This is a genomic window from Streptomyces sp. NPDC048637, assembly GCF_040650675.1.
In the GTDB taxonomy this organism is placed as follows: Bacteria; Actinomycetota; Actinomycetes; order Streptomycetales; family Streptomycetaceae; genus Streptomyces.
Genome location: NZ_JBEZHQ010000004.1, coordinates 323085 through 336000, shown reverse-complemented (window position 1 = coordinate 336000; position 12916 = coordinate 323085). Strand labels below are relative to the sequence as shown.

Here is a 12916-nt window from a genome sequence, read left to right as displayed (position 1 = left end):
GGCATCCTTACAGAACCGATCAGCAGCATCCAAGACCGAATCCGACTGGCCCCATAAGCAAGGAGTATCGATATCGGCGGCGTGGCGGAAGGTGCCCGAACTGCGCAGGCAGAACGGGCGCCTTGTCCACCTCAACCGGTGCCGGAAAGCGCCTACCGGACAGCCCTTAGTTCTTGAGGAAGTCCTCCAGGTAGCGGCCGAATTCTTCGCTGCCCACGGATGACGCCTGCGCCCACGACTCGAAGTCGAGCGAGGTTTCGAGGTCGGACGTCGCGGCGATCCGCACCGACCGCTTGATGTCGGCATTGAGCTGCCTGCTGCGACTTGCGTACCGAGCGGCCAACTCCGTGGCCTTGACCTCGGGATCCTCGGCCAGCAGATTGGCCAGGCCCAGTCGTACGGCGTCCTCGGCCTTGATGATGTCGCCCGACAGCAGCGCCGCGGTGGCGTGGGCGGCACCCATGCGTTCGGTCAGCATGAAGGAGCAGCCGCCGCCGGGATGCAGGCCGATTTCGGCAAAGGTCGGCCCGAAAGCGGCGCGCGGACCGGCGATGACGATGTCGCAGGCAAGGGCGATATTGAGCCCGGCTCCCACGGCCGCGCCCTGGACCGCGGCGACCGTGGGGATCGTGAGTTCACGCAGGCCGAGGAACGATGCGTAGACCTTTTTCAGGTGCTCGCGGAGTTCGTGCACGGGCCTGGTGACGTCGCCGAACATGCTCTCCAGGTTCGCTCCGGCACAGAACGCCTTGCCGGCGCCGGCGACGATCAGGGCGCGAGCATCCGCATCGGCTTTGACCGTGGCGATTGCGGCCGCGAGTTGGCCGAGCAGGTCGAGGTCGAGGGCATTGCGGCGTTCCGGTGCGTTGAGGCGGATGGTGCGGATCGGGCCATCGCTTTCGAGCAGCACAAGTTTGGGGTTCATGAGAGTCAGCCTAGGACGGTGCGCAAGGTGCCTCTTGTGAGAGGTGGCAGCCAAGCCCTGTACAAGTCCAGGTCCGGCGCTATTCTGAAGGCTCCCCACACCCGTGCAATAACGGAGCGGGTCCGCTGCACGCTGAGACCATTTGTGGCGATCCATCAGTCACCGGACAGGTGCGAAGTAGCGTTTACTCCGGCGTCTGCGCAGTGGGGTGAGTAACGACCTGCTCGCAGGTCCGGATTCACGAAGCAGAACTGCGTGGTCCCGACCGCTGGACAGGCCCTTTCCTCCTCCTTAAGATCCTCATCATGGTGCACAAGATCGAGCCCGCGGCAGAACCTCCGGTGACGCTCACCAGCCCGTACGAGCTCCTCACCGGCTACCTCGACTTCTACCGGGACGCTGCCCTGCGCAAGGTGCAGGGAATGTCCGACGAGGACCTGAGGAACAGCCGGCTACCGACCGGCTGGGCGCCGCTGGGCTTGCTCAAGCACTTGGCCTGCGTGGAACAACGCTGGCTGCAATGGGGGTTCATCGGCGAGGATGTCGCACATCCATGGGGTGAATTTCAAGAAAGACCCGGCCCATGGCACGTTGACTCCGGAGAATCCTTCGAGGACGTCAAGAAATTCTTCCAGGAGCAGTGCGCACGATCCCGCGCCATCGTCGCTGCGGCGCGGCTGGAGGACCAGGCTGCCACCCTCGGCGGACGTGTCCCGGCCGAGGAGGACCGGCCCACCCTGATCTGGATCCTCTTCCATCTGCTGCAGGAATACGCACGACACGTGGGGCACCTCGACATCGCACGGGAACTCGCCGACGGAGCCGTGGGCGAATAGCCGGTGGGGGCGTATGCGGCCGGGGCCGGAACGGGGCCCGCCGAGGGGCGGGCTCTTCGGGCATGCGTCAGCTGTACGGACGGTGCTGAACGGGTTGCGGCTGACCAGGTGGGGCGACCCCGCAAGAACGACGGCCCGGAGGCGGGAGACGGTCAGGTCCCCTGGGAGTCATGGGCACGGGTGAAGGCCTCCAGGATGATCTCCCTGAACGCGAGGGCTCCGGGCGAACTGCCGGCCTCGGGCGTAGCGATCACGATGCGACGGACAAGCTTGGGCGGCCCGATGCGCACGACGCTCACCGCAGGCCCGGCGACCTCCGCCTTGGAAAGCGGCATCAACGCGATGCCCAGCCCGGCCGCCACCAGTTCGCGGACGGTGTCGAGTTGCAGTACTTCGATCATCACCCGCGGTGTGAAGCCTGCCTTCTTGGATGCCGACCGCAGGGTGCGTTGCACGCCCGACCCCCGGTCCAAGGTGATGAAGTCCTCGGTGGCCAGTTCCGCCATCCCCACCGCATGACGGCGGGCAAGCCGGTGCCCGAGCGGGACGATCAAGACGAAGTCGTCCCGGGCGAGTTCGTCGATGATCAGGCCCGGACGATTCCCGTCGGGCGCCTGAGCGATGGCCAGGTCGATTGCTCCGGCGGCGAGCTCGTCGAGCATGGAGGTCGTGGTCAGCTCACGAAGGACGAACCGGACGGACGGATGATTACGCCGGAAAGTGTGGATGAGCGCCGGCAGATGTACCCCGGGCAGCGATTTGATGGCGGCGACCGTGAGATCCTCGGTGACTTCCTGTGCCGAAAGGCGCAGCTGCCCCTCGATCGCGTCCACTTGTGCCAATACCGGCTGAGCAAGCGCCAGAAGCTGCTGTCCCGCCGCAGTCAGATTCACGCGGCGTGACGTCCGCTCGAACAGGCTCCGGCCCAAAGCCCGCTCCATCTCGCGTATCCGCTGAGAAACAGCGGGCTGGGCGACCAGTAGTCGCTCGGCAGCGCGGGTGAAGTTGGCTTCTTCGGCCACGGCGACGAAGTACCGCAGGTCCCGAATTTCCATAAGTTCAGGCTACCCCGAAGCGCCTCTGCGTACCGGAAAAGAAGCGGTACGGACTTCTCCTGGACCGGCCCGACTCAGCGTCTCTGGACCGGCCCGACTCGGGTCTGGGGAGCCGCGACGGCGAAATACACCGACAAAGTTCGCAGCACTAGGAGTGATAGTCGATAACTCCCGCTTATGGAACCAGTCGCATTAGATCTTGGAGGCCATTCATCGGATCTGCGAGGATGCGAATGGCCGGGGAAAGCTGAAGCACGCTACTCGGAGCCCCGGAACTCAACCAAAATGAGGGTGGAGTCATGGACGAAGAAGTCCAGCAGGAGATCGATCGCGTATTCGAACTCCAGCGCGACTATCGATGGGCCGCAAAGGTTTCGTCGGCCGCGCACCGGCGGTCGATGCTCGAAAAGCTGCGCGCCGGCGTGCTGCGGCACGCTGACCGAGCGGTCGAGGCACTGCACGCGGACCTGGGCAAGCCGCCGGGCGAGGCGCAGGCACACGCCGAGATCAACAACATCATCGATCACATTGATCGTGCGCGGAAAGAGCTCGACAGCTGGCTGACTCCGGTTGATCTCGGTCCCTCTCCCGATTACCCCGGTGCCGGTGTCCGGCTCGAGTACGAGGCGCGCGGCGTGGTGCTGATCTTCGGACCCTGGAATTTCCCCTTCCAGCTCGCCTTGCAGCCGCTTGTGCCGGCGATCGCCGCGGGTAACACCGCCATCGTCAAGCCGAATGAGATGTGTCCGGAGACCTCCAAGGTCACGGCAGCGATCATCAAAGAGGTCTTCGACGACCGGGAGGTCGCGGCGATCGAAGGCGGCGTCGATGTGGCCAATGCGCTGCTGGAGAAGCCGATCGACCATGTCTTCTTCACCGGCAGCCCGGCCGTCGGCAAGGTCGTCATGGCCGCGGCCGCCAAGCATCTGGCGTCGGTCACCCTTGAGTTGGGAGGGAAGTGCCCCGGCATCGTCGACGGCACGGCCGATCTCGCCGAGGTTGCGGAGCTGGTGGCAGAGGGCCGGCAGTACAACAGCGGTCAGATCTGTCTGGCCGTGGACCACCTCTGGATCAGGCAGGACCTTCGCGACGAATTCCTCAGCTCCTACTGGGCCGCGGTCGACCGCAAGCACTACCGCGACGGCGTCTTCGACCAGAGCACCATCTCCCGGATGGTCGACGCCCGTAACTCCGACAGGGTGCAGGCGTACATCGACGACGCCGTGGCAAGAGGAGCGGTGCTGCCCCGAGGCGGCCGCGCCACGGACGGCAGCGGCAACTTCGAGCCTGCCGTGCTGCTCGATGTCCCGCTGGACGCCCGGGTGATGCAGGAGGAGATCTTCGGCCCGGTCCTCCCCGTCCTCACGTACCGCGACATCGCGGAAGTGACAGGCTTCCTGCAGCAGGGGAACAAGCCGCTGGCGATGTACATCTTCAGCGAAGACGACGCCTTCGTGGACACCGTCCTGCGGAGCACCTCCTCCGGTGGTGTGACCGTCAACGGCTGGGCTTCTCACTGGGGTGACTCGGCCCTCCCGTTCGGGGGCGTGAACCACAGTGGGGTGGGCAGCTACCACGGTCTTTTCGGGTTCAAGGAACTCTCACACGAGCGCGCGATCCTGGTGCATTCCGGAAAGGACGACAACGGCGAGAGGTCAGCCTGGGACGGCCGTCTGATCGTGCCGCCTCCGACCGTGCCGTCCGACAAGTGAGCTGACCTCGATGATCGAATCACCGAGAAGAGGTGCGGCAGCGGAGAACAGCGCCCGCGCCCACGAGCTCAAGCGAGACTTCGGTTTCTGGTCGGCGTTCGCGCTCGCCTTCGCGTTCATCTCCCCGATCATCGGGCTGTACACGATCTTCGCGCTCAGTATCGGGACCGCCGGGCCCGGGTTCTGGTGGGCGATCCTCATCGTCCTAATCGGGCAGCTGCTCGTTGCGGCGGTGATGGCCGAGGCCGCCTCTCGGTGGCCGCTGGTCGGGGGTGTGTATCAGTGGTCCAGGAGGCTGATCGGCGCGGGCTACGGGTGGTTTGCCGGGTGGGTGTACGTCTGCACGCTGGTCGTGGCAACCGCGACTCCGGCGTATGTCGGAGCGTCCTTCCTCGCCCCCCTGCTGGGGATCCACGAGCCGAGCAACCCCCAGCTCATCGCCCTGTCACTGGTCATCCTCGCCGCTGCGACGGCGATCAACGCACTCAACCGCAGGGGGCTGCGGCTCGTCACCCTTGTGAGCATCTCCGCCGAAGTCCTCGGAAGCCTGGTGATCGGGACGATCCTGCTGGTCTTCTACCGGGAGAACAGCTTGTCGGCCGTCTTCAACGGCATCGGCAACCACGGTCTGACGCTCTCGGGTCTGCTCGCCGCGGTGGCCATCGTCGGCTGGGCGTTCGTCGGCTTTGAAAGCGCCGGGTCGGTGGCCGAGGAGACCGTCGATGCGTCACGGACGGCCCCGAAGGCCATCGTCCTGTCGCTGCTGGTGGTCGGACTCGTGGTGATGTACTCAGCACTCGCACTGATCCTCGCCATACCGGAGGATTCGCTCGGTGGGAGCGCCGACCCGATCACCGACACGCTGTCCGCCCAGTTGGGTTCCGGCATCACCCAGCCGTTGTTCGCCATCGTGGTCATCGGATTCACGGCCGGAACGGTCGCCGGGCAGGCCTCGGTGTCACGGGTGATCTATGCCCTGGCGCGCGACGGACTGCTGCCGGGACACCGGTCGCTGAGCAGACTGTCGCGACGTCAGCGACTTCCCTGGGTCGCCGTGCTCGTCGTGACGATGGGCGCTGTTCCCCTGCTGCTGCTGACCGGTACCGATCTCTACGTCACCCTGTTCAGCCTGGCCACCGGCGGGTTCTACGTGGCCTTCGGGTTCCCGGTCGTCGCGATGCTGATCGCCCGTCTGCGCGGGCGGTGGACACCGGGGCCGCTGGCGCTCGGCAGATTCAGCACAGTGATCAATGTCGCCGCGGTCGCCTGGCTGGCGTTCGAGATCGTCAACATCGCCTGGCCCAGGCTCGACGGGGCGCCCTGGTATCAGAACTGGAGCGTCGCGATCATGCTCGTCGTCATCTTCACCGGAGGCGCCGTCGCGTACCGGTTCGTACGCGGCGCCGTGAAGGAGCTTGACGCACCCCTCGCTCCCGTCCCTGAGTACGTACACCCCCAAACCTGAGAGGAAGTCCCCCATGACCCTCCCGTCATCATCGAAGCCGCTCTGGGGCCAGGACGTCGCCCCGGGGGCAGGTGCATCGGGCCGTGTGGCCGCCGGACAGACCCTGCGCATCATTGACCTGGAAGGCCAACAGGTCGCCGACCTGGTGTCCTTCAGCGCCGAGAACCCCAGTGAGCACCTGGACGTGACCTACACGACATTCGCCGCCGAGTCCTGGCAGCTGGGGAAGGGCAATGTGTTCGTCACCAACCTCATGCGTCCGATCTGGACGATGACCGAAGACACCTGCGGCGTGCACTACGCCGGCGGAGGCTTCTGCTCACGCGAGCTCAACGCGCTGTTCGGCGCCGACCAGCTGGGCTGCTACGAGACGATCCTCAACGAGCTCCACCAGCTCAACGCCCCCACGACGGGACTGAACCCGGCCAGCTGCTTCAACGTGTTCATGAACTTCCCATACGGCATCGACGGCGACCTCAAGGTGCGGGATTCGTACGCGCAGCCCGGAGACATTGTCGAACTGCGCGCCGAGATGGACCTGTTGTGGGCGGTCTCGGTATGTCAGATGCCTGGCCCGTGCAATGGACCACAGCCGACTCCGATGAGGTTTGAACTGCATGCCTGAGAGAGAAGCGAGCGAACTCCTGGCGCTCATGGAGCGCTTCGCAGCAGCCTGGAATCGCCACGACATCGACACACTGATGTCCTGTATGCATCCCGAGGGGATCTACGAGGCGTCGACCGGAGCCGAACGTGACGGTGAACGCTTCAGCGGCGCAACGGCGGTCCGCGAGGGCTACCAGGCGCTGCTGGACCGGATGCCGGACGCACAGTGGCTCGATGCGCGGCACTTCGTCGCCGGCGACCGTGGCGTGACCGAATGGACGTTCACGGCGACCAAGCCCAACGGTGCGCGCGTGGAAACCGACGGCTGCGACCTGCTGACGTTCCGCGACGGTCTGATCGTCCGCAAGAGCTCGCTGCGCAAGATCCGCCCCGACGTGCCGGCCGGCTGACTCCTCTCCGGGTGCGCGCTCCCTGAGCGCGCGATGCACCAAGCGACGAGCTGAAGAGCCACTGCCACGCCCGCCCCCTCCCCAGGGGAGTACACCGCAACGTGTGATCCGTACAAGAGCGGGGCGGGCCAGGCAGTCCCCAGGCGAAGCCAGTGGGACCGGCCGGGGACTCCACCCGGACGGAACCGCCGGAGACGGCCTTGTTGCCGGAGTGGCGGGAACCTGGCGGGCCACGGAAGACTCTTAAGAATTGCCCCGCACCGCCGCTCTCGGCGGGCTTCTGCGGGCTTCTGCGGTGTGCGGCACTGCGCCACCTCCGTTCGGGACCACCCGCGACTGCCCTCCCTCCATATTTCGGACAGGAAAGACATCCCATGTCCCACACTCCCAGCGTTCGCGCGAAGAACTGCACCCGTCGCACCCGTCGGATGCGCGTATGAGATCCGATGCGGGACGGGTTGTCGCGGAGCTGCGGACGCCCCGTCTCCGGGGGCGGGAGGAAGAGCAGGCGGAACTGGACCGCCTGCTGGCTCGCGCCGCCAAAGGGCCGGGAGCGGGAGTGCTGTTGACGGGTGAGCCGGGCATCGGAAGGACAGCCATGCTGTCCACGGCCGCGGCCCTCGCGCGGCGCTCAGGGACCCAGGTGCTCAGCGCCGCGGGGAAGCAGCTCGAACGCCGGATGGCGTTCAGTGTGATCGCCCAGTGTCTGGGCATCCACCCGGCCGCCGCTGACCCCCAGCGGGCCACAGCCGTGGAAATCCTGTACGCCCGGCGGCGCGGCACGAACACGGCCGGCTACCCCCGGCCCGGCATGGCCGCGGTGCAGGCCCTCATCCATCTGGTGGAAGAGCTGTGTGCGCAGGGCCCGCTTGCCCTCCTTCTCGACGATCTGCAGTGGGCGGACCCGGCAAGCCTGCTGGTGCTGCACCGACTGAGCCTCGCCTGGCACGACCTCCCCCTGTTCGTGCTCGGCGCGCATCGACCCGACCACGACGGGACGGGGCTTGCCCCACTGCGGCGCAGCCTGGGTACCGAGGGCTGGAGCGAACTCCGGCTCGGAGGGCTCGATCCGGACACGATCGCGTGCGTGATCGCGCACCACCTCGGCGCCCGGCCCGGACCCGGGCTGCTCAGACTGGCCGAGGCAGCGGCGGGCAACCCGTCGTACCTGGTCGATCTGTGGACGGCCCTGCGCACCGATGGATGGATCGAGCGTCGTGACGGGAGAGCTGAGGTCGTGGCACCCGGTGTGCCGCCCTCGCTCACCGAGACCGTGACACGCCGGCTGGACTTTCTCAGTGACCCGGCCCTGCACGCCCTGCAGGCGGCGACCGTCCTCGGTGTGCGCTTCGCCGCCGCGGACTGGTCCACTCTGCTCGGTGTTCCCGCGCAACAACTGCTGGGTCTGGTGCACGAAGCGCAGCAGAGCGGTGTACTGCACCATGACGGGAACCTGCTGACGTTCCAGCACGGCCTGATCCGGCAGGTGTTGTACCAGAGCATGCCGGACACCCTGCGGTCCATGCTGCGGGCCGGCATGGACCGTCTGACCACACCTGCCGGGGCAGTCGATGAGGCTGCCGCGGCGCCCCCCTGCGATGTGCCCCGACGCCTGCCGTTCTGGCCGGTGCCCGTGCCGGCGCCGGACGGGGGAGACGCGGTACCGACCGTCAGCGATCCGTTCCGCCGCCCGGCACCGACCGACCGCAGCCGCCCGATGCGGGCCCAGGCTCTGTACGCCCTGGGGCTGCAACGTGCCCTGGAGGCCGACTTCGTAGAGGCCATCCGCCTTCTCCAGCAGGCGCTGCGGCTGACGCCCGAGAAGACCCACCCCACCCAGTGGCTGGGCATCCGGCTCACCATGGCCACCTGTTTCGCCGACATGGACGGCACCGACGAATGCGTGCGGCTTCTGGGCGCAACCCACCGGCAGGCAGCGGAGGCCGGAGGCGTCTTCCTGCCCTGGTTCCATATGGCCAACGCCGTGTGCCACTTCGTCGCGGGCCGCTGGGACGACGCACTCGCGCAGGTCGGCGCCGGGCTGCGGGAGGACGCTTCTTCGCTGTCCGGCGCCCTGAACGGGCTGGCGGCGCTGATCGCCCTGCACCGGGATCAGCATGTGCAGGCCGTGACCCACCTGGAGGCAGCGGCGCGTGCGCCGGCTCAGAGCACCTCGGCGCTCCTCTGGCCCCCGGACCTGCTCCCCTGGTGCGCAACAGCGCTGCTCCACGAGATGCGAGGCGAGACACAGCAGGCCTTCGACGCCCTCCGGCAGCTGTGGGACCAGGGCGAGGACCCGCTGCACGAAACACCCGTACTGACCTTCCTCGCCCCCGAGTTGCTGCGGCTCGCCCTGGCGCACGGCGACACCGGCTACGCTCGGCAGGTCCTCAACAGGGCCGAATATCAGGCCCAGCGCACCGGTGCGGTCTGCCACCGCGGCGATGCCCATCACAGCAGAGGGCTGTTCGACGGAGACCCCGCCTTGATCCTGCGGGCGGCCGAGTCCTACCGCAGCGCGCCGCGGCCCTTGAAGGAAGCGTATGCCTACACCGACGCGGCCGAACTCCTCGGCCGTGCGGGCCGTATCAAGGATGCCTCTCTCCTGCTTCGCAAAGCGCTCGACATCTATGACGGCCTCGGCGCCACCTGGGACAGGAACCGCGCCGTCCAACGACTTCACACAGCAGGAATCCGCCGAGCGTTCCGCGGCCGGGACCGCCGCCCCGCCAAGGGGTGGGATGCCCTGACCGCCACGGAACTGCGCATTGCCGCTCTCGTTGCCGAAGGCTGTACCAATCCCGAGATCTCCGCACGCATGGTCCGCTCACGCAACACCGTTCAGACCCATGTCTCCAGCATTCTGCGAAAGCTCGACCTGACCTCCCGAGTGGAAATCGCAGCCGAGTACACGCGCCGGAACCAGGAATACCTACCGGGAAGGACCGGCCAGGTGACCGACGTCAGGTCCGGGATCTACGGCGCAGAATAGGCCGCGATCGGGCCACGCGACAGCAGCGGGCCACACGACAGCGGAGCGCAACCGAGGCGGCGGTCGCTCCATCACGCCACAAAGGAAAGCCGATCGCCGAAACCGACCTCACGCGCTGCACCGTCCGGACCGTCCGCGGCCGCGCCGTCTCCGGCATCAGGGCGTGACCACGTCCCGCACCTCGTCCACCAGCTCCGCCGCGGTCTCCAACGACCGCTTCAACTCCGTTGCCCCGTGCCCGATTCCGCCGAGCAGGGCGGTGGCACGGGCAGCGAAGCCGGACGGTGTCTCCGGCATCGCCGAGGTAGCCGCGAGTGCGCCCTTCTCATTGAGACACCAGATGCGGTGATGGGCATGCAGGGCCTGGACGAGGTCGCCGACGGCCCGGGACAGACACAGGGCGGCATGCAGCACGTCCAGGGCCGCGAACGACTTGCCCGCCATCGTCACCGAGAACCCTGCGTCCCAGACCCCGTCACGGGTCAGCGCCGTGCGCAGGGCCTCGGGGTAGGTCCGGGTCTCCTCCCGTAGGCGGGCCAACTCCCCGTCGGTATCGGCGAGCACCCGGCCCAGCGCCACCTCCCCCGGGTAGGCGGGGGACCAGAAGCCGAGCGGGTGGCCGGCCTGGACGCCGATCTCGAAGCGGCCCGCGCGGCACTCCTCCCACACCTGCCGCACCCGGTCGACGTCCCGCAGGATCCAGTCCACATGGCGGCCGTCGGGCAGCACCAGCCAGGCGCCGCCGTTGACCCATGCGCCCCAGGATCCCGGCCCGTATACCTCGACAGGACCGCCGGTCACCTCCGCGGCCAGCGCCTCCAGCGCCTCCAGATCCAGCTCGCCCCGGTAATGGACGCCCAGATCCCAGTCGGAGTCCGCCCGGTGAGTGCCCCGTGCCCGGCTTCCCCCGAGCATCACCCCGACAACTCCCGGCACGTGTGCGACCTTTGCTGCGATGTCGTCCATGACGATCACCCTAGGCAGCACGGCCGCTCCGGTGTCATCCCCTTGACGGCGGACCGTCCGCCCCGCTCGGCGGAACGCCATCTTCCAGTTCTGCCGGGCCACGGCCGGCCGTGCGGGCCTTCAGCGCGGCGTCGATACGCAGGGCCATCTCGTGGCTCACCAGGGTCTGGGCCTCGTCCCACTGCACCATCCGCCAGGAGAGCAGCTCCTCCTCCTGCAGCCGGATCGCGGCGAGCTGTGCGGCCTCCAGCACTCCGCCGTCGTAGAGGTACGACACCAGCGGCGGGCGGTTCTTGCCGCGTGCCCAGTCGACGGCGAGCAGCGGGCCCGGCTCGATGTCCAGGCCGATCTCCTCGGCGGTCTCGCGGCGGGCGGCCTGGCGGGGCGATTCACCGGCGTCCGACTCGACGGTGCCGCCGGGCAGGGTCCAGGTGTCGCGGTAGTTGGGCTCCACGAGCAGCAGGCGGCCCTCCGTGTCGCGGAAGATGGTGCCCGCGCCCGCGAGCACGCGGGGCAGGCCGGCGATGTAACTGGCGTAGTCCATGGTCGTCACGGCGCGAGCCTAGACGGAGCGGGTCCGGGGCCGCGCCCGACCGGCGGATCTTCGAGGGGCGCACTCCGGGGGCGCTCGGCGGCACCGTGGGACCGATGTGCCCTGTTCGCCGCGCCATGTGCCGGATAAGGTCACAGCGGCGCGACTGCCAGTTCGAAAGCAAGGGGTCACACGGTGGCGGACGCATCAAGGACACACACAGCACATGTGCTGATCGCCGCGGACAAATTCAAGGGTTCGCTCACGGCCGTCGAGGTCGCCGCGCATGTCACGGCCGGTCTGCGGCGCGCGGTCCCCGGTCTGGAGGTCTCGGCCGTCCCGGTCGCGGACGGCGGCGACGGCACTGTGGCGGCAGCCCTCGCGGCCGGCTTCACCCGCCACGAGGCACGGGTCACCGGCCCCACGGGCGTGCCGGTCACGGCCACCTTCGCGCTGCGCGTGGGGGCACCCTCAGCGGTAGCCGGGGGAGGCACCGCGGTGGTCGAGATGGCGGAGGCGTCCGGACTCCAGCACCTCCCCGAGGGCGTCTTCGCCCCCCTGACGGCCACCACGTACGGCACCGGCGAGCTGCTGCTCGCCGCCCTCGACGCGGGCGCGACCTCGATCGTCTTCGGTGTCGGCGGCAGCGCCACGACCGATGGCGGGGCGGGGATGCTCGCGGCGCTCGGCGCGCGGTTCCTGGACGCGGACGGCGAGCCGGTCGCCCCCGGCGGCGGCCCGCTGCGCGACCTGGCCACCGCCGATCTGTCGGGGCTGGACCCCCGGCTGGCCAGGACCACGATCGTGCTCGCCAGCGACGTCGACAACCCGCTCGCGGGCCCGAAGGGCGCCCCGGCGGTCTACGGCCCGCAGAAGGGCGCGAGCGAGGAGGACGTGGCCACGCTGGACGCGGCCCTGGCGCACTACGCCGAGGTGCTGGAGCGTGCGGTGGGCCCCAAGGCCGCGGAACACGCCCTGGCGCCCGGCGCGGGCGCCGCCGGCGGTGTCGGCTACGGCGCGCTGGTCGGCCTGGACGCGGCCTTCCGGCCGGGTATCGACGTGATGCTCGACGTCCTGGGCTTCGCCCCGGCGCTGGCGAAGGCCACCTTCGTCATCACCGGCGAGGGCTCGCTCGACGCGCAGACCCTGCACGGCAAGGCGCCGGCCGGTGTCGCCGCCGCGGCCCGGGCGGCCGGCGTGGACGTGGTCGCGGTCTGCGGCCGGCTCCAGCTGCCCCAGGAGGCGCTCACCGCGGCCGGCATCCGGCGTGCGTACGCCCTGACGGATCTGGAGTCCGACCCGGCCCGCTGTATGGCCGAGGCGGGGCCGCTGCTGGAGCGGGCGGCGGCGCAGCTGGCGCGGGACTTCCTGGTCTGAGGCGCGGTGCGGCCCACCGCGGGCCGCAGCCCACCGCGGG

At 68.5% G+C, this 12916-nt stretch carries 11 protein-coding genes; 7 read left to right on the top strand and 4 right to left on the bottom strand.

Going from position 1 to position 12916, the window contains the following annotated elements; genetic code table 11:
- Window positions 1-166 precede the first annotated feature (166 nt).
- Entirely contained in the window at window positions 167-925 is a 759-nt protein-coding gene (locus AB0C46_RS08870; RefSeq protein WP_362826860.1) for an enoyl-CoA hydratase, read from the bottom strand.
- Window positions 926-1230: 305 nt separating this feature from the next.
- Between AB0C46_RS08870 and AB0C46_RS08865 the strand changes: the two genes are divergently transcribed.
- Window positions 1231-1761 (top strand): DinB family protein, encoded by a 531-nt coding sequence (locus tag AB0C46_RS08865; protein WP_362826858.1) that lies wholly within the window; start codon window positions 1231-1233, stop codon window positions 1759-1761.
- Window positions 1762-1913: 152 nt separating this feature from the next.
- Here AB0C46_RS08865 and AB0C46_RS08860 read toward each other — a convergent pair whose 3' ends face one another.
- Window positions 1914-2816, bottom strand: a complete 903-nt coding sequence (locus tag AB0C46_RS08860; protein ID WP_362826857.1) for a LysR family transcriptional regulator — start codon at window positions 2814-2816, stop codon at window positions 1914-1916.
- Between the two features lie 299 nt (window positions 2817-3115).
- On the opposite strand from AB0C46_RS08860, the gene AB0C46_RS08855 reads away from it, so the two are divergent.
- From AB0C46_RS08855 to AB0C46_RS08835, 5 genes are all read left to right on the top strand, one after another.
- Window positions 3116-4528 (top strand): aldehyde dehydrogenase family protein, encoded by a 1413-nt coding sequence (locus tag AB0C46_RS08855; protein WP_362826855.1) that lies wholly within the window; start codon window positions 3116-3118, stop codon window positions 4526-4528.
- Between the two features lie 10 nt (window positions 4529-4538).
- Entirely contained in the window at window positions 4539-5993 is a 1455-nt protein-coding gene (locus AB0C46_RS08850; protein ID WP_362826853.1) for an amino acid permease, read from the top strand.
- A gap of 13 nt (window positions 5994-6006) precedes the next feature.
- Window positions 6007-6618 (top strand): urea carboxylase-associated family protein, encoded by a 612-nt coding sequence (locus tag AB0C46_RS08845; RefSeq protein ID WP_362826852.1) that lies wholly within the window; start codon window positions 6007-6009, stop codon window positions 6616-6618.
- The gene (locus AB0C46_RS08840; RefSeq protein WP_362826850.1) at window positions 6611-7009 is read left to right on the top strand and encodes a nuclear transport factor 2 family protein; all 399 of its coding nucleotides are present in this window, start codon (window positions 6611-6613) and stop codon (window positions 7007-7009) included. The genes AB0C46_RS08845 and AB0C46_RS08840 overlap by 8 nt, the downstream gene beginning before the upstream one ends.
- A 436-nt stretch (window positions 7010-7445) precedes the next feature.
- Entirely contained in the window at window positions 7446-10001 is a 2556-nt protein-coding gene (locus tag AB0C46_RS08835; RefSeq protein WP_362826849.1) for an AAA family ATPase, read from the top strand.
- Between the two features lie 156 nt (window positions 10002-10157).
- Here the strand turns inward: AB0C46_RS08835 and AB0C46_RS08830 are convergent, their stop codons facing one another.
- Together AB0C46_RS08830 and AB0C46_RS08825 are read right to left on the bottom strand one after the other, a co-directional pair.
- Complete coding sequence (locus tag AB0C46_RS08830) at window positions 10158-10967, bottom strand: nucleotidyltransferase domain-containing protein (RefSeq protein ID WP_362826847.1); 810 nt, start codon at window positions 10965-10967, stop codon at window positions 10158-10160.
- A gap of 34 nt (window positions 10968-11001) precedes the next feature.
- Complete coding sequence (locus tag AB0C46_RS08825) at window positions 11002-11511, bottom strand: NUDIX hydrolase (RefSeq protein WP_362827022.1); 510 nt, start codon at window positions 11509-11511, stop codon at window positions 11002-11004.
- A 216-nt stretch (window positions 11512-11727) separates the two neighbouring features.
- Between AB0C46_RS08825 and AB0C46_RS08820 the strand changes: the two genes are divergently transcribed.
- A complete protein-coding gene (locus AB0C46_RS08820) occupies window positions 11728-12876 on the top strand; it encodes a glycerate kinase (protein WP_362827021.1) in 1149 nt (382 codons plus the stop codon).
- The last annotated feature ends 40 nt before the right edge of the window (window positions 12877-12916 follow it).